The organism is Ochrobactrum sp. PL_is501 (assembly GCF_055816895.1).
This window is the reverse complement of sequence record NZ_JBVPGR010000033.1, coordinates 261,457-279,504: the sequence shown is the minus strand read 5'-3', so window position 1 is coordinate 279,504 and position 18,048 is coordinate 261,457. Positions and strand designations below refer to the sequence as shown.

The following is an 18,048-nucleotide window of genomic DNA, read 5'->3' as shown; positions in this document are numbered from 1 at the left end:
AGTGCTGAACATCACAGGGGCTGAACAGGCTTGATCCCGCGACGGCGCTTGCGCGCCGCCTCGATTTCCTCGCTCAGATGCCTGATCGTCTCGCGATCAATGATGCGGATATTGCGCGCCAGAAGATTGGCAAGCTCGGTCGCCTGCGGCGACAGGCCCGACGTATCGATCACCACACGCGGATGCGATACGGCGGCGAGGTTCTGCAACTCTTCCGCCTCGTCCCAGATAATGTTGAAATAGGTGATGATGCGCTGCAGCAGGTCCCAGGTCGGCTGGCCGCGCCGTCCGTGTTCCAGCGCCGACAGATAGGCCGGCGAAACGCGAAGCGCCGCCGCCATGTCCTTCTGCGTCACCCCCCGCTCTTCCCGCAACTCGCGCAGGCGTATCCCAAATGGCGTCATCGCGGCCTGTTTCCTCCGGGTAGTGCTTGCTGGGCCGTGTTCTGGGTCTGGCGGCGAAGCCTGACATAAAGCGCGCCATGCCCGCCATGGTGACGCGCCGCATCCTCATAGGCGCTGACCAGAAGCCTGAACAGCGGCGTGGAAAACCAGTGCGGCACCGCCTGCCGCAAAATGCCTTCGCTGCCGAATGAACGGCCCTTGCCGGTGATGACCATGACATGACGCAGGCCGCGTGCATGCGCGCTGACCAGAAACCCGTAGAGCAGGCCGTGCGCTTCGCCCTGCGTAAGACCGTGGAGGTCAATGCGGGCTTCAATATCGACGCGGCCTTTCGCTATTTTTCGATGTGTCGGCTTGTCGAGCGACTGAATCTGCATTTCGCCGAGCGCCGACAAGCCCTTCTTCGGCTTGCTCGCCTCCACCGCAGGCTGAACCTTCGCCTTGGCCGGGCGCTTTTCTTCTTCCGCCATCAATGTCTTGAAATCGGGAAGCGCGTCCGGTTTCGCCTTCGGCTTTACCAGCGGCTTTGCGGTCTTGGCGACCGTTTCCCATAAGATTCGGTCTTCGGGCCGCAGATAATCCTGTTCCGGCTTGTCGGTCGCGCGTGCCATTCAAGCCCCCAGCAGGGTGCGCGGCACCAGCGCATAGAAATCCGCATCGTCCTTCACGCCACCGGCGATCTCGCCGGCAATATCACCGGAGCCGGCAAACAGATCGCCGCGGGCAGGGCCGACGATAGCCGTTCCGGTGTCCTGCGCGATCATCAGCCGCGCAAAAGGCTGGCCGTCAAAGACGGTCACAGTTGGCGCACTGACATGGATCGGCGTCCCGAATGTGTGGAGCAATCTGTCGACGGCAAGCGAACGCCCGGCGGTCAGCGGAACTTTTGCGGCGGCAATCGGACCGGCATCCGGGTCGTCCACCGGCGCTTCCCGGAAGAAAATATAGGACCGGTTCTGCCAGATGAGGTCATCGGCCTGGTCGGGGTGTTCGGCCAGCCAGCGCCGGATCGTCTGCATGGAAATTTCCGAGGCCGCAATTTCGCCACTGGCGACCAGAATGCGGCCAATGCCTGTGAACGGGTGGCCGGATTTGGCGGCATAGGTGATGCGCAGCAAGCCGCCATCGCGCAGTTTCAGGCGCGCCGCGCCCTGCACATGCGCGAAAAAGGCATCGACCCGGTCGGCGACGAAAGCGATTTCCAGCCCTCGGCCCGAAAGGCTGCCCATTTCAATCGTGTGGCGGTCGTCATATTCCGCCAGACCGTTTTCCGTCCGGCGCGCAAAGGCAAAGGACGGATCAAAACCCTCAGGACGAATATCGTCCGTTACCTTCACAAGATCGTCCGGCTGTCGATAGAACGGCACTTTGAACCGGCTGTCGGCGTGAAGCGAGGCGTCGATCTCCGGTTCGTAGAATGCGGTGACAAAGCCGTTTCCCTGTTCGGGAACGATGCGGCAGGCGACAAAATTCTGTTCGAAGAAAGCCCGCGCTTCCGCCACGCCCGGATTGTCGAGGGCGCGCGCGGCGGCAAAGATCGGCGCCAGCGCTTCGAAATGGATGCCAAGACTGCCGCTCTTGTAGGTCTGGCGGGCAGCGTAATCGGCCGAACGGCGAAATGCGGCGAATGCAGCGGACTGATCGTCGCGGTTCCAGCCCGGACAATCCGAAAAGGCCACCGGGCGCAAAATCCTCGCCAAGCCGTTCATCGCCGCATCCGTCCAGCCAGAGCCGCTCCAACTACACACAGTCATTGGAACAGCGCTATCCCTCTGTTTTTACGCATTATCCGACGCATCGAAGCAGGATAAGAAATCAGTCCAGTGAACTGATTTCCCTGCGTAGACGCTTCGCACTTTTGGCTCAAAAATACTCCGAGCACAAACAAAAAGGCCGCTGCGTTGGGTCAGCGGCCCGATTCATATTTTTCTCTTAATCGTCCGCCTCGGTCGCGACAAGCTTCCAGTTCGGATCGCGCGACCGCGTATCGCGGGCAAAGGTCCACAGATCCTTGATCTCGATCACATTATCCGGATCGCCGTCGATCAGCTTGCCGTCCTTGTCATAGGTGGAGGAAATCATCTGGCTGACGATATTGACCGTCACATGCGCTTCCGAACCCTTCATCTCGGCGCCGGTGATTGCCGCCTTGTCGATGCCGACGAAGGACGAACGCACGGTTTCGCCACGGGCTTCGCGCTCATCGATCGCCGAAACGAACCCTTCATATACATCCTTGGAAAGCAGATTTTTCAGGACCTTGCGATCGCCATCGGCAAACGACATCACGATCATCTCATAAGCGATCTTGAGGCCTTCCACGAAACTGGCCGGATCGAACGACGGATCGGCGGTATAAATCGCGCGCAGGCCGTCATTGACGGGCGTGCCAAGAGGAGCCGCCTTGTCGATGGCGGTGAAATCCTTTTCGCCCGTCCGGCGCGGAAGGGAGACGACATTGTCCGTCTCGCTGCTCGCCGGTGCAGCATCGGCACTGCGTGCGGACGTGTACGGATCGAAGGGCGGTTTTTCATTTCCGGTACGACGGCCAAGAACATTCCTCAGCTGGAGAAAGATGATCACCGCTGCGATGAAGAAGAATATCGTGCCAAAATCAAAAAATTCCATGCCGCCTGCCGCTAATTGAAGGAACCGGCGTTTCGCCTTTCCTATCCCTAGAGCATTTCCCGTTCTGATTGAACCATTGGAAATGCCCTATCCATTTGTCCTTACGCGCATCTTTTTCCGAAAACCGCTTCGCATTTTTCGGGATGCGCTGCCATTTATATCCCATACATATAGATCGGCTTACGTCATCATTCAAATCCCGATCATGCGTACCTATTTGATATTGCATGACAGACAGTTTCAATTTCGTTCCGAACCTTAAAAAGTTACAATTCAGGCTAGACTGAACCCCGGAACCAAACAACAAAGGTCGTAACCTCCGTGTCCTCCTCTTTCGCCCCTCTCGTCCTGCTGGCGATGCCTTTCATCGAAATTGCCGGTTTCGTCATCGTCGGCAGCAAGATCGGCGTTTTCGCGACCCTCGGCCTGGTTATCCTGAGCGCGATGCTGGGCTTTTTCCTCCTGCGCGTGCAGGGCATCGGGCTTTTGCAGCGCATTCGCACCGAAACCGCAGCCGGGCGCGTTCCGGATCGCGAAGTGGTGCATGGCGCCATGCTGGTTCTGGCGGCGATCCTGCTGATCGTGCCCGGCTTTGTGAGCAGCGCCATCGGCATTCTGCTGTTCGTTCCGTTCATTCGCGATGTCATGTGGGAAAAATTCATGCGCGGCCGCATGGTCGTCGCCACGTCGGCACGCTATTCGGACGGTTACGGGCAGCAGCGCCCCGGCCACAATCCGCGCCAGGACCATGTCATCGATCTCGATCCCGAAGATTACACCGCCCGGCCCGACGATAAATCCGGCAAGTGACAATCGCTGAATGCGCAAATACTAACCTAAAAAGCCTTTCTTGCCTCATGCCCGCGCACATGCTAGCCAAACACTCCGACCTTCCGGAGCGGCTTGCGCACAGGCTGCGCCGGAAGCGCAAAAATCTTAATCACCGATAGAAGGCATACCGATAATGAGCGATAAGGCCGCGGGCGAAGTAAAGAACGGCAATGGCGCGACGGCCGAGCCGTCCCTCAACATTCTGGCGCAATATGTGAAGGACCTGTCCTTTGAAAGCCCGGGCGCGCCGCTGTCGCTGCGCCCGCGCGAAAAGGCGCCGTCCATCAACATCAATGTCAACGTCAACGCCAATCCGCTGTCCGAAACGGACTTCGACGTTGTGCTGACGCTGGAAGCCAAGGCCGTTGACGGCAAGGACGTCCTTTTCAACACCGAGCTGGTCTATGGCGGCGTGTTCCGCATTCAGGGCATCCCGCAGGAGCACATGCTGCCGCTTCTGTTCATCGAATGCCCGCGTCTCCTGTTCCCGTTCGCACGCCAGATCATCGCCGACGCGACGCGCAACGGCGGCTACCCGCCGCTGATGATCGACCCGATCGATTTCGCGCAGATGTTCCAGTCCCGCATGGCCGAAGAACAGGCCAAGTCGGCTGTGAAGAGCTGATCGCAGGCTTCATGACACAAGAAAGCCCGGTTTCGACCGGGCTTTTTTCGTTTGGAGCGGTTTCGACCTGACTGGATCAGATCGGCGCTCTAAAATAGGACCTGCCTAGGACAGATATTTCTTCCAGATAGCCTTGTCGCCGAGTTCGGCCACGAGTGCTGCGTGGGCCGCCCGTTCCTCATCGGAAATGCGCGGTGCAAGCGGCCTTGGGCGCGCAGCAAGGATGATGGCCGCGCCGCTATCCCCGGCATTGCCGCCGCTTGCGGTTCCCCCCATGCTGAGGCCAAGCGCCGTCTGCTTGCCGCCGATCAGTTCGATATAGACTTCCGCCAAAATCTCGGAGTCGAGCAAGGCGCCGTGCAGCGTGCGGTGGCCGTTTTCGATGCCGTAACGCTTGCACAGCGCATCGAGCGAGTTCGGACCCATCGGGTGCTTGCGGCGCGCCAGCGCCAGCGTATCGACGATGCGTTCCGCCTGGATTTCAGCCTTTCCGAGCCGCGCCAGTTCCGCATTGATGAAGCCAAGGTCGAACATGGCATTATGCGCGACGAGTTTCGCGCCGTCGAAAAATTCCAGAAACTCGTCCAGAATTTCCGCGAATGTCGGCTTGTCGAGCAATTGTTCATTGCTGATGCCGTGCACCGCGAGCGCCTCGGGATGAACCTGACGACCCTGCGGGTTGATGTATTTGTGGAACCTGCGGCCTGTGGGAAACTTGTTGATCAGTTCCACGCCACCGATTTCGATCACACGGTCCTCAAGCCTTTCCAGACCGGTGGTTTCCGTATCGAAAACGATTTCACGCATTGAAGAACCTCTCGGGAAATATCTTGAGCAGCTATAGCACAGCGGCCGCCGCTATTCGGTCGCGACCGCAGGCTTTCCACTTAATTCCGCGACGATTTCGGTAATCTGGCGGCGCAGATTGTCGAAACTCCCGCTCGTATCGATAATGAAATCGGCGCGCGCGCGCTTTTCGGCGTCCGGTGTCTGGCGGGCGAGAATGGCGTCGAGCTTTTCTTCGCTCATGCCCGGCCTTGCAAGCACGCGGGCGCGCTGCACCTCGGCGGGCGCGGAGACGACCACGATCTTGTCCACACGCCTGTCGCCGCCGGTTTCGAAAAGCAGCGGAATGTCGATCAGCGCCAGGGCCGCGCCAGTTTCTTCCGCCTCGCGGCGAAAGGCTTCTTCTTCCTCCCGCACGAGCGGATGGACGATTGCCTCCAGCTTTTTCAGGGCTTCCGGTTTTCCAATGACGGCGGCGGAAAGCTTGTCCCGGTTGACCGCACCGTTTTCCACCGTGCCCGGAAAAGCAGCCTCAATCAGCGGGGCCGCGCGACCGGAATAGAGCCGATGCACGGCGTCATCGGCGCTATAGATCGGCACGCCGGCTTCGGCGAACATGTTCGCCGCCGTTGTTTTTCCCATGCCGATGGAGCCGGTCAGTCCGAGCACAATCATAAAGCACCAGCCTTTTTCATATCCGCCAGAATATGCTCACGCAGGGCTTTCGTCACTTGCGGCCTTTTGCCGAACCAGCGCTCAAAACCCGGAACAGCCTGGTGCAGCAGCATGCCAAGCCCGTCCACGGTTGCCAGTCCGGCTTCTTCGGCCTTTTTCAGAAACGGCGTTTGCAGCGGCACGTAAACGATATCGGTAGCGACTGCCTTTGGCGACGCTTTGCCCAGATCGAGCGGGAATGTTTCCCCGTCATCATGGCCGCTCATGCCGAGCGATGTGGTGTTGACGATCAGTCCGGCATCGGAAACGAGGTCCTGCGCCGCTTCCCATCCATGCGCCGAGACACGCGGTCCGAAATGGGCCGCAAGATCCTGCGCCCGGCTCACCGTGCGATTGACGATGGCGACTTTCGCAAAGCCGCGCGACAGGAGCGCATGAACGATCGCCCGGCTTGCGCCACCGGCCCCCAGGACAAGGGCGCTATCGGCATTGTCCCAGCCGGGAGCCGACGCATCGAGATTGGCGGCAAAACCGTAGGCATCCGTATTGCCGCCATGAAGCCTGCCGCCCTCAAGCCAGAGCGTGTTGACCGCGCCGATGGCTTTGGCCGCCTCGTCCAGACTTTCCACGGCAGCAAAGGCTGCTTCCTTGTGCGGAATGGTGACATTGCCACCGGCAAAACCGTTTTCGGCCAGTAAGGAAGCGAAGGAGGCAAAGTCCTCGGGCTTCACTTCTATGGCTTCATAGGAACCGTCTATCCCGAGTTCGGCGAGCCAGAAACCGTGGATCAGCGGCGAGCGTGAATGTTTTATCGGAAAGCCGGTGACAAATGCCTTCTTAGCCATCGATCAGTTTTTCCTTGCGCAGTTCGTCGAGCAGCGGCAGGAGCGGCAGGCCGACAATCGTGAAATAATCGCCATCAATCTTTTCAAAGAGCTGGATGCCCGGCCCCTCGACCTGATAGGCGCCGACGCTGGAAAGGGCGGCTTCCCCGACGCGGCCGAGATAACGTCCGACAAAACCGGGATCGAGATCGCGCATCGTCATGCGAGCGATCGAAACGTGACGCCACAGGGTTTTGCCATCCTTCGCCAGCACGACAGCGCTGTTCAATTGGTGGGTCATGCCGGAAAATTTCAGGAGCTGGCGGCGCGCCGCTTCCATATCGGCGGGCTTGTGGAAAATCTTGTCGCCGAGCGACAGGGTCTGGTCGCAGCCGATCACCACCGCGCCAGGGTTCTTTTCGCTCACATCGAGCGCCTTCGCCTCGGCCAGAACCTGCGCGACCTCTTCCGGCGTGGCGCCCGTTTCGTAAAGCGGGGCTTCGACAGCGCGCTCGTCGACCTCCGCGCTTGCCGTTGAAAACGCGATGCCGGCATTTTTCAGCAAGGCCGAACGGAAAGGGCTTTTGGAGGCAAGGATAAGTTCAGTCATGGTCGAAATCCCTTCTGTTCGTCTTTTCGCGCAGCAAAGCGAGGATAGCCGCCGCAGTTTCCTCGATCGACCGGCGCGACACGTCTATGATCGGCCAGCCGTGCCGATTGCATATATTACGCGCATAAGCCAGTTCTTCCGAGATGGAAACGCGGTCCGTATAAAGCCCGGTATCCAGCGACGGCACATTGCCGAGCGGCCGGTTCTGGCGGATTTGCGAAATCCGTTCGGCGGTGGCGACCAGCCCGACGATCAGCGGCCGTTTGGTTGTGAACAGGACTTCCGGCAGCGGAATGCCAAGCACGATGGGAACATTGGTGGCCTTGATGCCGCGATTGGCGAGATAAATGCTCGTCGGCGTCTTGGATGTGCGTGAAATGCCGACCAGAATGACGTCGGCTTCCTCGATGTCATAGGGCAATTGCCCGTCATCATGCTCCATCGTGAAATTGAGCGCGTCGATCCGCCGGAAATAATCGGCATTGAGGACATGCTGCGCGCTGGCGCGGCGGTGCGCGGGCGCACCGAGATAGGATTGAAACGTGTTGAGCACCGGCTCCAGCACGGAAACGCTGGGAACCCCCATTTCCGCGCAGGATTCGTCAATGATCGCCGCCAGTTTCTGGTCCACGATTGTATAGAGGACGATGCCGGGCTCCGCATCGATGCCTTCGAGAACCTTGCGCAGCTGCTTTTCGGTGCGGATCAGCGGATAGATATGCTCGATAGCGCGGGCACTGGCATATTGCGCCGCCGCCGCGCGGCCCGCCGCGAGGAGAGTCTCTCCGGTCGCATCAGAAATCAGATGAAGATGAAAGTAGGAAAGCGGTCTCACCACAGTTTTGTTGCCCTCCTGTTGACGGCTGTGCGTAACGGACGAACGTCTTCCACAAGCCATGGCAGGCGGTGGGAAACTTGGCAAGTCATCCACAGCGGGCCAACATGTGGCGAGTGTTCATCAACATCTGTGGACAAGACTCATGAAAACGCGAAATCCCGCGGTAATTCCCAGCTTTTCCACAAATCGGCATGAACTGCGTCAATTGGTAACCCTTTATATTAAAAGAGGGAATTGAGTTTTCTTTTTATTTGGTCAGACTGTCGGTGAATAATTGCACAGGATGAGACGGCAATTTCGGAACTGTGGGGAAAACCGGGACAGAGCTTAATCCCCGATTCCAACAGACTCTAAGAATCAAAAGATTCCTGAATCATCCCTTCTTTATGAGAACCGGACTGGATAACTTTTGACCAACGCCGGATCAGGCAACCAACAAAGCGGATAAAAATCAGATGAAGCGCAAGGTCTTGAGAGTGATCGACGGCGAAACGGTGTTTCCGCCTCCAATCTGGATGATGCGACAGGCCGGACGCTATCTTCCCGAATATCGCGAGACCCGCAAAAGGGCCGGAAGCTTTCTCGATCTGTGCTACTCGCCCGATCTGGCCGTCGAGGTGACGCTTCAGCCGATCCGCCGCTTTGGCTTTGATGCAGCCATTCTCTTTTCGGACATTCTTGTCATCCCTCACGCCCTTGGACGAGACCTTCGCTTTGAAGAAGGAAGAGGGCCTTTGATGACGCCGATCGATGCCGACGAGATTTTCTGGCTTGAGACCGAAGGCGTCGCCAAAAGGCTTGAGCCGGTCTACGAGACGGTTCGGCTGCTGCGCGAGCAGTTGCCCGACGAAACCACACTGCTCGGCTTCTGCGGCGCTCCCTGGACCGTTGCGACCTATATGATTGCCGGTCACGGCACGCCGGATCAGGCGCCCGCCCGCCTTTTCGCCTATCGCTTCCCGGAAGCCTTTGAAAAGCTCCTGAACGATCTTGCCGATGTTTCCGCCGAATATCTCATCGAACAGCTCGATGCGGGCGCAGACGCGGTTCAGATTTTCGATTCCTGGTCGGGCGTTCTGGACGAGGACTGCTTTGAGCGTTTCTGCGTCCAGCCCGTTGCCCGGATCGTCCAGAAGGTGAGGGCGGTTTATCCGGAGGCCCGCATCATCGGCTTCCCGAAAGGAGCCGGGATGCTTTATGCGAGCTATCGCCAGAAGACCGGTGTGGACGCGCTTGGCCTCGACTGGTCGGTTCCCCTGTCCTTTGCGGCCGCCTTGCAGGAAGAGGGCGCGGTGCAGGGCAATCTCGATCCGCTGCGCGTGGTGGCTGGCGGCAGCGCTCTGGATGAAGGCGTCGATGCCGTTCTCGAACGTCTGGGCCAGGGCCCGCTGATCTTCAATCTTGGACACGGAATCACGCCACAAGCGCCAATCGAAAATGTGCAGCGCATGATCGACCGTATTCGCGGAGGAAAATCATGAGCCAGACAGCTCCGGAAAATCGCGGATCGGCGGTTGCCATTCGCACAGTCGTTTCGCTGGTCGTGGTCGCGCTCGGCGTCTGGGGATTGTTTCACGTGAATCCAGCCGACGCCTATCTCTGGGTCAAATCGCTGCACGTGATTGCCGTCATCGCATGGATGGCGGGGATGCTCTATCTGCCGCGCCTCTTCGTCTATCACGCAGACGCCGTGCCCGGCTCCGAAAAATCGGAGATATTCAAGGTGATGGAGCGCCGCCTGCTGCGTTTCATCATCAATCCCGCCATGGCCGTGACCTGGATCGCCGGCCTGTGGATGGCCTGGGAAATCTTCGGATTTCAGGGCGGCTGGCTGCATGCCAAGCTGCTTCTGGTTGTTCTCATGTCCGGCTTGCACGGATATCTGGCAAAATCCACGCGGCTTTTTGCCGAGGACCGCAATACGAAACCGGCGAAACACTGGAGAATCGTCAACGAGATTCCGACCCTCCTGATGATCCTCATCGTCATTCTGGTGATCGTGAAACCGTTCTGATTGCCCAAAATATTCGGGCGGAAACCACTCGGGCCTGACATTGTGCCGGGTTTCCGCCATTTTTCTGTTGCAGAAATTTCGTGCTATCCCTACATGAGACTTGCTCTACACGCTGCAAATCAGTATGTAGGAAGCCTCTTCCCTTCAAGACAGCAGGCCTTCGATGCCGGTCACGATCCAAGTGGCCACCTTTCCGAACAACTGCATTTTCTCCTTACATTTTAAAAAGAGTTCCTCATCCATGCAGGAAATGAAACTACAAGAACTGAAAAACAAGACACCGGTGGAGCTGCTGGCTTTTGCCGAAACGCTTGAGGTCGAAAACGCGAGCGCCATGCGCAAGCAGGAACTGATGTTCGCGATCCTCAAGAAGCTGGCAGCCCAGGACGTCGAAATTATCGGCGAGGGCGTCGTTGAGGTGCTGCAGGATGGATTTGGCTTCCTGCGTTCCGCCGACGCCAACTACCTGCCGGGTCCTGACGATATTTATATTTCTCCCTCGCAGCTGCGTCGTTTCTCGCTCAAGACCGGCGATACGGTCGAAGGACCGATCCGCGGTCCCAAGGAAGGCGAGCGTTATTTCGCGCTGCTCAAGGTCAATACGATCAATTTCGAAGATCCGGAAAAAATCCGCCACAAGGTTCACTTCGACAATCTGACGCCGCTCTACCCGAATGAGCGCTTCAAGATGGAACTGGAAGTTCCGACCTCCAAGGATCTGTCGCCGCGCGTCATCGATCTGGTGGCGCCGCTCGGCAAGGGCCAGCGCGGCCTGATCGTCGCGCCGCCGCGTACCGGTAAGACTGTTCTTCTGCAGAACATCGCCCATTCGATCACCGCAAACCATCCCGAATGCTATCTCATCGTTCTTCTGATCGATGAACGTCCGGAAGAAGTGACCGACATGCAGCGTTCGGTGAAGGGCGAAGTGATTTCCTCGACCTTCGATGAACCGGCGGCGCGTCACGTTCAGGTTGCCGAAATGGTCATCGAAAAGGCCAAGCGCCTTGTCGAACATGGCCGCGACGTTGTGATCCTGCTCGACTCGATCACCCGTCTCGGTCGCGCCTACAACACCGTTGTGCCGTCTTCCGGCAAGGTTCTGACCGGTGGTGTCGACGCCAACGCGCTTCAGCGTCCGAAGCGCTTCTTCGGTGCGGCACGCAACATCGAAGAGGGTGGCTCGCTCACCATCATCGCCACCGCGCTGATCGATACGGGCAGTCGCATGGACGAAGTGATCTTTGAAGAATTCAAGGGCACCGGCAACTCGGAAATCGTGCTCGACCGCAAGGTGGCCGACAAGCGTATCTTCCCGGCCATGGACATTCTCAAGTCCGGCACCCGCAAGGAAGACCTGCTGGTTCCGCGCGCCGATCTGCAGAAGATTTTCGTTCTGCGCCGTATTCTCGCGCCAATGGGCACGACCGACGCGATCGAATTCCTTATCGACAAGCTGAAGCAGACCAAGAGCAATGGCGAATTCTTCGATTCGATGAATACGTAATCGGCTCCATAGCGCCATTTGAAACGCCGCACGGGAAACCGTTGCGGCGTTTTTGTTTCACGATGTTTTGCCGAGCAATAGCCGCAAAGCATCCGCGTTTTCGACAGGCGGCAAGCAGACATGGCCCTTGCAGAACCAGGCCGACGGATGCTCCACGTCTGCGGTTCCTCCTGTCGGTAGTTCGATCGTTTTGCCGGGTTCGAAGCGCACAAATTTATCCACGCGCCGGGGATCGGGATTTCGATTCGCTGTCGAAACAAGTTCTCCGTCATCCTCGGCGACGACAAGCGAAAGCGGTTCGGCCGCAAAACGTGCCGCGTTCAATATTCCGATCTGGCCATATTGCTGCGCGAAGGCCCGCCCAAGCGCCTGTTCGATCAGGGTCTCGTTGCTCTGATAAAGTTCGATATTGCCCGTTACCAGAAACAGTCTGGTCAGCGCTTCGATGATCTGGCTGGTGGCGCTCGGTATCGCTTCATCGTAATCGCCATAGGCGTGCAGAATGACGTCATCGGCGTCCAGCGCGGATAGTCGATAATTACCGGCGCCATCAAGATGCCCGTCATCTAGCGCCTTCTTGAACTTCAATGCGTCATCAATATAAGCTTGCTCGCTCGTTGCTTCATAAAGAGCGATGGCCCCGTTGATCATTGATGCATAATCGGTCGAAAGGGCAGGGTAGAGAAGCGAATTTTCCATGCGGCAATGCGCGATGCGGCCGTCCCGAAAGCTGCTCGTGATGGAACGATAGGCTTCCACCGCAAGATTGATCCAATCCTGTCTTCCAAAACTGCGGCCCGCTTCAGCCAGCGCGCGGATGGCAAGTCCGTTCCAGTCGGTCAGCGCTTTCTCGTCCCGTCCGGGACGTATTCGCAATTGCCGGCGCGCAAGCAGTTTTTGCTGCGATGCAGCTATCGATGGCGGCAGAATCGCGCTGTCAGTGACCGCATGAAGGCGGTTCAGGATGTTGTGGCCTTCCCAGTTTCCGCCCGCCGTGACGCCATAGTAATCCTTGAAGATTTTGCTGTCGTCGCCGAGGACCTCGTCGATTTCCTGCTCGCTCCAGACGTAAAACCGTCCTTCCTCGCCTTCGCTGTCTGCATCCAGACTGGATGCAAAGCTTCCATCGGACAGACGCATTTCCCGGATCAGCCAGTTGATCGTCTCTTCGATTCGCAGACGAAACAAATCATTCCCGGTTTCGGCAAAAGCATAGGTCGCATGGCGGATGAGCTGGGCATTGTCGTAGAGCATTTTTTCGAAATGCGGGACCAGCCATTCGGCATCGGTGGAGTAGCGGCAAAGCCCACCGCCCAGATGATCGTAAATCCCTCCCTGCAGCATCACCTTGAGCGAGAGGAGGAAATTGTCCCGATGCGTCTCGTTACGGCCATAAAGCCAAGACAGCCACAGATTGTCCATGAAAGGCGCGTTGGGGAACTTTGGCGCTCCCTCCAAGCCGCCACGGGCCGGATCAATCAGGCTGCCGATGCGGGTGGCGATCTCGTCAAATCGCTCTACTTCATTCGTTACCGGGGCGATTTGCGCGGCCAGACGACCTTCCAGATGGTCGAAAACGGCTTGCGCATTATGGTTAATTTTCTCTTTATCCTTGTGCCAGAGATTATTGACCGCGTGCAGCACGTCGACAAAGCCGGGCATGTTGTGACGCTTGTGCCGCGGGAAATAGGTGCCGCCCCAGAAGGGCTTGCCATCAGGGCGCAGAAACATGGTGAGCGGCCATCCGCCCTGCTGTCCCATTGCTCCCAGTGCTGCCATATAAATCTGGTCGATATCAGGCCGCTCCTCGCGGTCCACCTTCACATTGACGAAAAGCGCGTTCATCACCGCCGCAACGTCAGGATCCTCGAATGACTCATGCGCCATGACGTGACACCAGTGACAGGCCGCGTAACCAATGGAAAGCAGAATGGGCCGGTCGAGTTCCTTCGCCGCATCCAGCGCCTGCCTGTCCCATGGCTGCCAGTGAACTGGATTGTCGGTATGCTGGCGCAGATAGGCGCTCGGTTCATCGGCGAGGCGGTTGCTGCCAGCGGGGCGATTGCGGTCTGGTTCTGTCATAGGGCTTTTCTTTCACTGCGCGAATGAATATGCCATTCCTTCAGCAATAGTGGCTGCTTCATGCTTATAATTATAGGTCAGGAAATGGAATGAGCGAGATCGCTTCCCTCCAAGACACGATTTTTGCTCTATCGAGCGGGCGTTTGCCGTCCGGCGTGGCTGTCGTGCGCATCTCCGGCCCGCGTGTTCGATTCGTACTCGAAACGATAATCGGCGCCATTCCGACACCGCGCAACGCAGCTTACAAGCTATTTCGCTCCCGTAATGGCGATCCGATTGATCGGGGACTGGTGCTGTTTTTCCCTGGCCCGAACAGTTTTACCGGGGAAGACTGCGCCGAATTTCATTTGCACGGCGGCAAAGCGGTTGTCGAAAAACTCCTGACCGAACTGGGCGAGCTGGCAGGGTGCCGCATAGCCGAAGCAGGCGAGTTTACGCGCCGGGCTTTTTCCAATGGCAAGATGGATTTGACCATTGCCGAAGGTCTCGCCGATCTTATCGCGGCGGAAACTGAGGGACAAAGGCGCCTTGCCTTGCAGGTGGCTTCCGGCACGCAGCGCGAACTTTATACCGAATGGCGTCAACGGTTGTTGCGTGCGCGTGCCTTTATTGAGGCGGAGCTGGACTTTGCCGATGAAAGCGATGTGCCGGGTTCGGTGTCGGAGCAGGTCTGGCAATCGCTGGCGCTACTAAAGAGCGAGATCGAAAACCATATAGCAAGCGGCAAACGTGCTTCCATGCTGCGCGATGGATTGCACGTTGTTATTGTCGGCGCACCAAATGCCGGTAAATCCAGCCTGTTGAATTTTTTGGCCGGTCGCGAAGTGGCGATTATATCGGAGGAAGCGGGAACCACCCGTGATCTCCTGGAAGTGAAACTCGATCTTGGCGGCATTCCGGTTTACGTGACCGACACGGCAGGGCTGCGCGAAACGGAAAGCGTGGTTGAAAAGATTGGTATTGAGCGCGCCCGGGCTCGCATGGCCGACGCCGATCTGGTGTTGGTGCTGGAAGATATGAATGATCCCATCCCGATCGCAACGGAGGAAACCTCCGCAGCTTTGTGGACGGTGGGCACAAAAGCCGACTTGAACGACACATCATCTAGCGACTGGGCCTATCGAATCTCGACGAAATCCGGGGAGGGGCTGGACCGACTGCTCTCCGATCTGCAAGCATTTGCCGAAGCCCAGATCGGGCAAATCGAAGATGCGGTTCCCACACGCCAGCGCCACATCAATCTGTTACGCTCAACGGTGGCGGAGATCGACAGAGCCCTGGCGGGCACACATCTGCCGCTGGAGCTTCGCGCCGAGAATATGCGTTTGGCTTCCCAGTACCTCGGACGGATTACCGGTGACGTCGATGTAGAGGAAATTCTGGACGTCATTTTCTCGCAATTCTGCATCGGTAAATGATTCACGTGAAACACGACGCGTAATCGTTGCCAGAATTGTTTCACGTGAAACATCTGTGGAATATCGCCGTTCCGATTGACTCCCTCACGCATTCATGAGTCGAGCTAACCCGGATATTTGATCGCCCCGGCGCTCACTTTGATCTTTCGTTTCAAACCCATTCGTGGCACAGAGACATCTTTCAGAAACGGATTCGAGTTGCGTCAGGATGAACCAAATGAGTTCGACCGAAGCTACAGCCTTTGATGTCATTGTGATCGGCGGCGGCCATGCGGGATGCGAGGCCGCTTCTGCTGCTGCGCGCGCAGGCGCCAAGACGGCGCTGGTGACGCATCGCTTTGATACGATTGGCGTCATGTCTTGCAATCCAGCTATCGGCGGATTGGGCAAGGGGCATCTTGTGCGCGAGATCGATGCGCTTGATGGCCTGATGGGTCGCGTCGCCGATGAAGCTGGCATCCAGTTTCGCCTGTTGAACCGCCGCAAGGGACCTGCCGTCCGTGGCCCTCGAACCCAGGCCGACCGCAAGCTTTATCGACTCGCCATGCAGAAGATGATTGCCGCGCAGGACAATCTGACTGTCGTGGAGGGCGGTGCACAAGACCTGCTGGAACAGAATGGGCGCGTTGCCGGTGTTGTTCTGTCCGATGGACGGACCCTGACATGCGGTGCCGTTGTCTTGACGACCGGCACATTCCTGAACGGGTTGATCCATATCGGCGAGAAGAAAATTCCGGCTGGCCGCATGGGTGAAAAGCCGGCGCTCGGCCTGTCCGAACGCCTGACATCGTTCGGCTTTGCGCTTGGCCGTCTCAAGACGGGCACCCCGCCGCGACTGGATGGCCGCACAATCGACTGGCAAAGCCTGGACATGCAGTCTGCCGACGAAGATCCTGTGCCGTTTTCGCTGATGACGGATCGGATCACCACGCCGCAGATCGATTGTGGCATCACCCGCACAACCCCGGAAACCCACGCTATCATTCGCGCCAACTTGCATCGTTCCGCGATGTATTCAGGCTCGATTGAGGGGATTGGTCCTCGTTATTGCCCGTCCGTCGAAGACAAGATCGTCAAGTTTGGCGATCGCGATGGCCACCAGATATTCCTTGAACCGGAAGGTCTGGATGACGATACCGTTTATCCAAACGGCATATCGACGTCGCTGCCCGAGGACGTGCAGCTTGATCTATTGAAGACGATACCTGGGCTTGAAAAGGCTATTATGCTGCAACCCGGATATGCGATTGAATATGATTTCATCGATCCGCGCGAGTTGAAGCGCAGTCTTGAAACCCGGAAGGTCACCGGCTTGTTTCTGGCCGGACAGATCAATGGCACGACCGGCTATGAAGAAGCTGGCGCGCAAGGTCTGCTCGCCGGTATCAATGCCGCGCGTCGGGCGTCGGGCGGCGAACCCGTCATTATCCAGCGCACCGAGGCTTATATCGGCGTCATGGTCGATGACCTGACATCGCGCGGTGTCAGCGAGCCTTATCGGATGTTCACCTCGCGGGCCGAGTTCCGTCTGTCGCTGCGTGCGGACAATGCCGATCAGCGTCTTACGCCGCTGGCAGACAGGCTTGGCATAGTGGGGCAGGCCCGCAAAGAACGCTTTGAAGCACGCGAGGCGGCGTTAAGCGAGGCGCGGTCGCTAACCCAATCGCTGACAATCACGCCTAATCTCGCCAATCGCTACGATCTGCGGCTCAATCAGGATGGTGTCCGCCGGTCGGCCTATGATCTCCTGTCCTATCCGGAAATCGATCTTGACCGGCTGAAGTCCATCTGGCCTGAACTGGAAGCCATCGATCCGACAACGCGGGAAGCGCTGGAGATCGAGGCGCAATATGCTGTCTATATGGACCGCCAGAAAAGCGACATCGCGGTGATGGAGCGCGAGGAGCAGCTGCTTATCCCGGCAGGATTGGATATTGATGGAATATCCGGTCTTTCCAATGAGTTGAAGCACAAGCTCAAGCAGCGCAAGCCGGAAACAATCGCCGAAGCGCAGCGTGTCGATGGAATGACGCCAGCGGCGCTGGCGCTTCTCATCGCACAGATCAAGAAGTTCGGTTATCGCCATAAGGCGGCTGCGGACCTCATCGAAGGGCAGGGCGCTGCATGAGCGCCGATACACGTTTTGAGAGCCTGAAAGCAATTGTTCCCGCTGTTTCACGTGAAACAGCGGATCGTCTGATTGCCTTTGAAGAACTGTTTCGCAAATGGTCGAAGGCGATCAATCTCGCATCGCCCGCGACCCTGAATGAGTTGTGGAGGCGGCATATTCTGGACAGCGCCCAGCTCTTTCCGCTGGCGAGTGACGCCAAGAACTGGCTGGATATCGGCTCCGGCGGCGGGTTTCCGGGCATCGTGACGGCCTGTTTCCTCGCAGAACAACCCGGTAGCGCTATCGATCTTATCGAGAGTGCGGGGAAGAAGGCGGCGTTTTTGCGCACCGCAGCCGGCCATTTGAACGTCCCGGCACGCATTCACTCAGCGCGCATAGAAGCGATGTGGCAGAAGATCGAGACCCCGCAAGTGGTTACGGCGCGCGCATTGGCATCGCTGAACGACCTTTTTGGTCTGGCGGAGCCGTGGCTGACCAATGGCGCCAAGGCTCTCTTCCAAAAAGGTCGGGATTATCAGCGCGAGATCGATGAAAGCCGTGTCGGTTGGAGTTTCGATCTGGTACAACATCAAAGTGCTATCGATCAGGCTTCGGTCATTCTCGAAATCAGCAATCTTCGGCGCAAGACCGGTTGATGGCTGGAAATTTCGAACGGGCGGGCAGCAGCAAGGCGAC

At 57.9% G+C, this 18,048-nt stretch carries 18 protein-coding genes; 8 read left to right on the top strand and 10 right to left on the bottom strand.

The genetic code is table 11. From position 1 onward, the window contains the following. Nucleotides 1-11 precede the first annotated feature (11 nt). From AC0TOF_RS09730 to AC0TOF_RS09715, 4 genes are all read right to left on the bottom strand, one after another. Nucleotides 12-404 (bottom strand): helix-turn-helix domain-containing protein, encoded by a 393-nt coding sequence (locus AC0TOF_RS09730; protein WP_112586821.1) that lies wholly within the window; start codon nucleotides 402-404, stop codon nucleotides 12-14. Further along, nucleotides 401-1,015 carry a Smr/MutS family protein gene (locus AC0TOF_RS09725; RefSeq protein ID WP_122002818.1) on the bottom strand — a complete coding sequence of 205 codons (615 nt, stop codon included), beginning with the start codon at nucleotides 1,013-1,015 and terminating at the stop codon, nucleotides 401-403. Before AC0TOF_RS09725 ends, AC0TOF_RS09730 begins: the two co-directional genes overlap by 4 nt. After that, nucleotides 1,016-2,113 carry a murein transglycosylase A gene (gene mltA / locus AC0TOF_RS09720; RefSeq protein ID WP_473768116.1) on the bottom strand — a complete coding sequence of 366 codons (1,098 nt, stop codon included), beginning with the start codon at nucleotides 2,111-2,113 and terminating at the stop codon, nucleotides 1,016-1,018. 223 nt (nucleotides 2,114-2,336) lie between these two features. Next, entirely contained in the window at nucleotides 2,337-3,032 is a 696-nt protein-coding gene (locus tag AC0TOF_RS09715; protein ID WP_122002816.1) for a Tim44/TimA family putative adaptor protein, read from the bottom strand. Between the two features lie 321 nt (nucleotides 3,033-3,353). Between AC0TOF_RS09715 and AC0TOF_RS09710 the strand changes: the two genes are divergently transcribed. Together AC0TOF_RS09710 and secB are read left to right on the top strand one after the other, a co-directional pair. Next, entirely contained in the window at nucleotides 3,354-3,842 is a 489-nt protein-coding gene (locus AC0TOF_RS09710) for an FxsA family protein (protein WP_121986861.1), read from the top strand. Nucleotides 3,843-3,996: 154 nt separating this feature from the next. Further along, nucleotides 3,997-4,488 carry a protein-export chaperone SecB gene (secB, locus tag AC0TOF_RS09705; RefSeq protein ID WP_006468052.1) on the top strand — a complete coding sequence of 164 codons (492 nt, stop codon included), beginning with the start codon at nucleotides 3,997-3,999 and terminating at the stop codon, nucleotides 4,486-4,488. 105 nt (nucleotides 4,489-4,593) lie between these two features. Here the strand turns inward: secB and dnaQ are convergent, their stop codons facing one another. From dnaQ to AC0TOF_RS09680, 5 genes are read right to left on the bottom strand one after another with little or no spacing between them, the layout of a single operon-like run. After that, complete coding sequence (gene dnaQ / locus AC0TOF_RS09700) at nucleotides 4,594-5,295, bottom strand: DNA polymerase III subunit epsilon (protein WP_122002814.1); 702 nt, start codon at nucleotides 5,293-5,295, stop codon at nucleotides 4,594-4,596. A gap of 51 nt (nucleotides 5,296-5,346) precedes the next feature. Beyond that, nucleotides 5,347-5,949, bottom strand: a complete 603-nt coding sequence (gene coaE, locus AC0TOF_RS09695; RefSeq protein ID WP_473768074.1) for a dephospho-CoA kinase — start codon at nucleotides 5,947-5,949, stop codon at nucleotides 5,347-5,349. Beyond that, nucleotides 5,946-6,794: a shikimate dehydrogenase gene (locus tag AC0TOF_RS09690; protein ID WP_473768073.1), complete on the bottom strand. Its 849-nt coding sequence runs from the start codon at nucleotides 6,792-6,794 to the stop codon at nucleotides 5,946-5,948. The genes coaE and AC0TOF_RS09690 overlap by 4 nt, the downstream gene beginning before the upstream one ends. After that, nucleotides 6,787-7,383, bottom strand: coding sequence for a Maf-like protein (locus tag AC0TOF_RS09685; protein ID WP_473768072.1), 597 nt, complete (start codon nucleotides 7,381-7,383; stop codon nucleotides 6,787-6,789). Before AC0TOF_RS09685 ends, AC0TOF_RS09690 begins: the two co-directional genes overlap by 8 nt. Beyond that, entirely contained in the window at nucleotides 7,376-8,221 is an 846-nt protein-coding gene (locus AC0TOF_RS09680; protein WP_122002810.1) for a pyruvate, water dikinase regulatory protein, read from the bottom strand. The genes AC0TOF_RS09685 and AC0TOF_RS09680 overlap by 8 nt, the downstream gene beginning before the upstream one ends. Nucleotides 8,222-8,676: 455 nt before the next feature. Between AC0TOF_RS09680 and hemE the strand changes: the two genes are divergently transcribed. The 3 genes from hemE to rho all read left to right on the top strand — a co-directional run bounded on the left by hemE (nucleotide 8,677) and on the right by rho (nucleotide 11,742). Then, a complete protein-coding gene (gene hemE, locus AC0TOF_RS09675; protein WP_473768071.1) occupies nucleotides 8,677-9,702 on the top strand; it encodes a uroporphyrinogen decarboxylase in 1,026 nt (341 codons plus the stop codon). Then, nucleotides 9,699-10,235 (top strand): protoporphyrinogen oxidase HemJ, encoded by a 537-nt coding sequence (gene hemJ, locus AC0TOF_RS09670; protein ID WP_473768070.1) that lies wholly within the window; start codon nucleotides 9,699-9,701, stop codon nucleotides 10,233-10,235. Before hemE ends, hemJ begins: the two co-directional genes overlap by 4 nt. A 241-nt stretch (nucleotides 10,236-10,476) precedes the next feature. Then, nucleotides 10,477-11,742, top strand: coding sequence for a transcription termination factor Rho (gene rho / locus AC0TOF_RS09665; RefSeq protein WP_105543315.1), 1,266 nt, complete (start codon nucleotides 10,477-10,479; stop codon nucleotides 11,740-11,742). 57 nt (nucleotides 11,743-11,799) lie between these two features. On the opposite strand, the gene AC0TOF_RS09660 is transcribed toward rho, so the two are convergent. Then, nucleotides 11,800-13,824, bottom strand: a complete 2,025-nt coding sequence (locus AC0TOF_RS09660) for a thioredoxin domain-containing protein (RefSeq protein ID WP_473768069.1) — start codon at nucleotides 13,822-13,824, stop codon at nucleotides 11,800-11,802. Nucleotides 13,825-13,913: 89 nt separating this feature from the next. Here AC0TOF_RS09660 and mnmE point away from each other — a divergent pair, with 89 nt between their 5' ends. From mnmE to rsmG, 3 genes are all read left to right on the top strand, one after another. Further along, on the top strand, nucleotides 13,914-15,242 hold the full coding sequence (mnmE, locus tag AC0TOF_RS09655) for a tRNA uridine-5-carboxymethylaminomethyl(34) synthesis GTPase MnmE (RefSeq protein WP_473768068.1): 1,329 nt from the start codon (nucleotides 13,914-13,916) through the stop codon (nucleotides 15,240-15,242). Between the two features lie 217 nt (nucleotides 15,243-15,459). After that, nucleotides 15,460-17,370: a tRNA uridine-5-carboxymethylaminomethyl(34) synthesis enzyme MnmG gene (mnmG, locus tag AC0TOF_RS09650; RefSeq protein ID WP_473768067.1), complete on the top strand. Its 1,911-nt coding sequence runs from the start codon at nucleotides 15,460-15,462 to the stop codon at nucleotides 17,368-17,370. Further along, nucleotides 17,367-18,008 (top strand): 16S rRNA (guanine(527)-N(7))-methyltransferase RsmG, encoded by a 642-nt coding sequence (gene rsmG, locus AC0TOF_RS09645; protein WP_473768066.1) that lies wholly within the window; start codon nucleotides 17,367-17,369, stop codon nucleotides 18,006-18,008. The genes mnmG and rsmG overlap by 4 nt, the downstream gene beginning before the upstream one ends. Nucleotides 18,009-18,048 lie beyond the last annotated feature (40 nt).

Excerpts from the sequence above, each read along its gene's own strand:
- AC0TOF_RS09730 (WP_112586821.1), bottom strand. The coding sequence starts at position 404 with ATGACGCCATTTGGGATACGCCTGCGCGAGTTGCGGGAAGAGCGGGGG.
- AC0TOF_RS09685 (WP_473768072.1), bottom strand. The coding sequence starts at position 7,383 with ATGACTGAACTTATCCTTGCCTCCAAAAGCCCTTTCCGTTCGGCCTTG.
- mnmG (WP_473768067.1), top strand. The coding sequence starts at position 15,460 with ATGAGTTCGACCGAAGCTACAGCCTTTGATGTCATTGTGATCGGCGGC.
- hemJ (WP_473768070.1), top strand. The coding sequence starts at position 9,699 with ATGAGCCAGACAGCTCCGGAAAATCGCGGATCGGCGGTTGCCATTCGC.
- AC0TOF_RS09660 (WP_473768069.1), bottom strand. The coding sequence starts at position 13,824 with ATGACAGAACCAGACCGCAATCGCCCCGCTGGCAGCAACCGCCTCGCC.
- AC0TOF_RS09690 (WP_473768073.1), bottom strand. The coding sequence starts at position 6,794 with ATGGCTAAGAAGGCATTTGTCACCGGCTTTCCGATAAAACATTCACGC.
- secB (WP_006468052.1), top strand. The coding sequence starts at position 3,997 with ATGAGCGATAAGGCCGCGGGCGAAGTAAAGAACGGCAATGGCGCGACG.
- mnmE (WP_473768068.1), top strand. The coding sequence starts at position 13,914 with ATGAGCGAGATCGCTTCCCTCCAAGACACGATTTTTGCTCTATCGAGC.
- hemE (WP_473768071.1), top strand. The coding sequence starts at position 8,677 with ATGAAGCGCAAGGTCTTGAGAGTGATCGACGGCGAAACGGTGTTTCCG.
- coaE (WP_473768074.1), bottom strand. The coding sequence starts at position 5,949 with ATGATTGTGCTCGGACTGACCGGCTCCATCGGCATGGGAAAAACAACG.
- AC0TOF_RS09715 (WP_122002816.1), bottom strand. The coding sequence starts at position 3,032 with ATGGAATTTTTTGATTTTGGCACGATATTCTTCTTCATCGCAGCGGTG.
- AC0TOF_RS09725 (WP_122002818.1), bottom strand. The coding sequence starts at position 1,015 with ATGGCACGCGCGACCGACAAGCCGGAACAGGATTATCTGCGGCCCGAA.
- rsmG (WP_473768066.1), top strand. The coding sequence starts at position 17,367 with ATGAGCGCCGATACACGTTTTGAGAGCCTGAAAGCAATTGTTCCCGCT.
- rho (WP_105543315.1), top strand. The coding sequence starts at position 10,477 with ATGCAGGAAATGAAACTACAAGAACTGAAAAACAAGACACCGGTGGAG.
- mltA (WP_473768116.1), bottom strand. The coding sequence starts at position 2,113 with ATGAACGGCTTGGCGAGGATTTTGCGCCCGGTGGCCTTTTCGGATTGT.
- dnaQ (WP_122002814.1), bottom strand. The coding sequence starts at position 5,295 with ATGCGTGAAATCGTTTTCGATACGGAAACCACCGGTCTGGAAAGGCTT.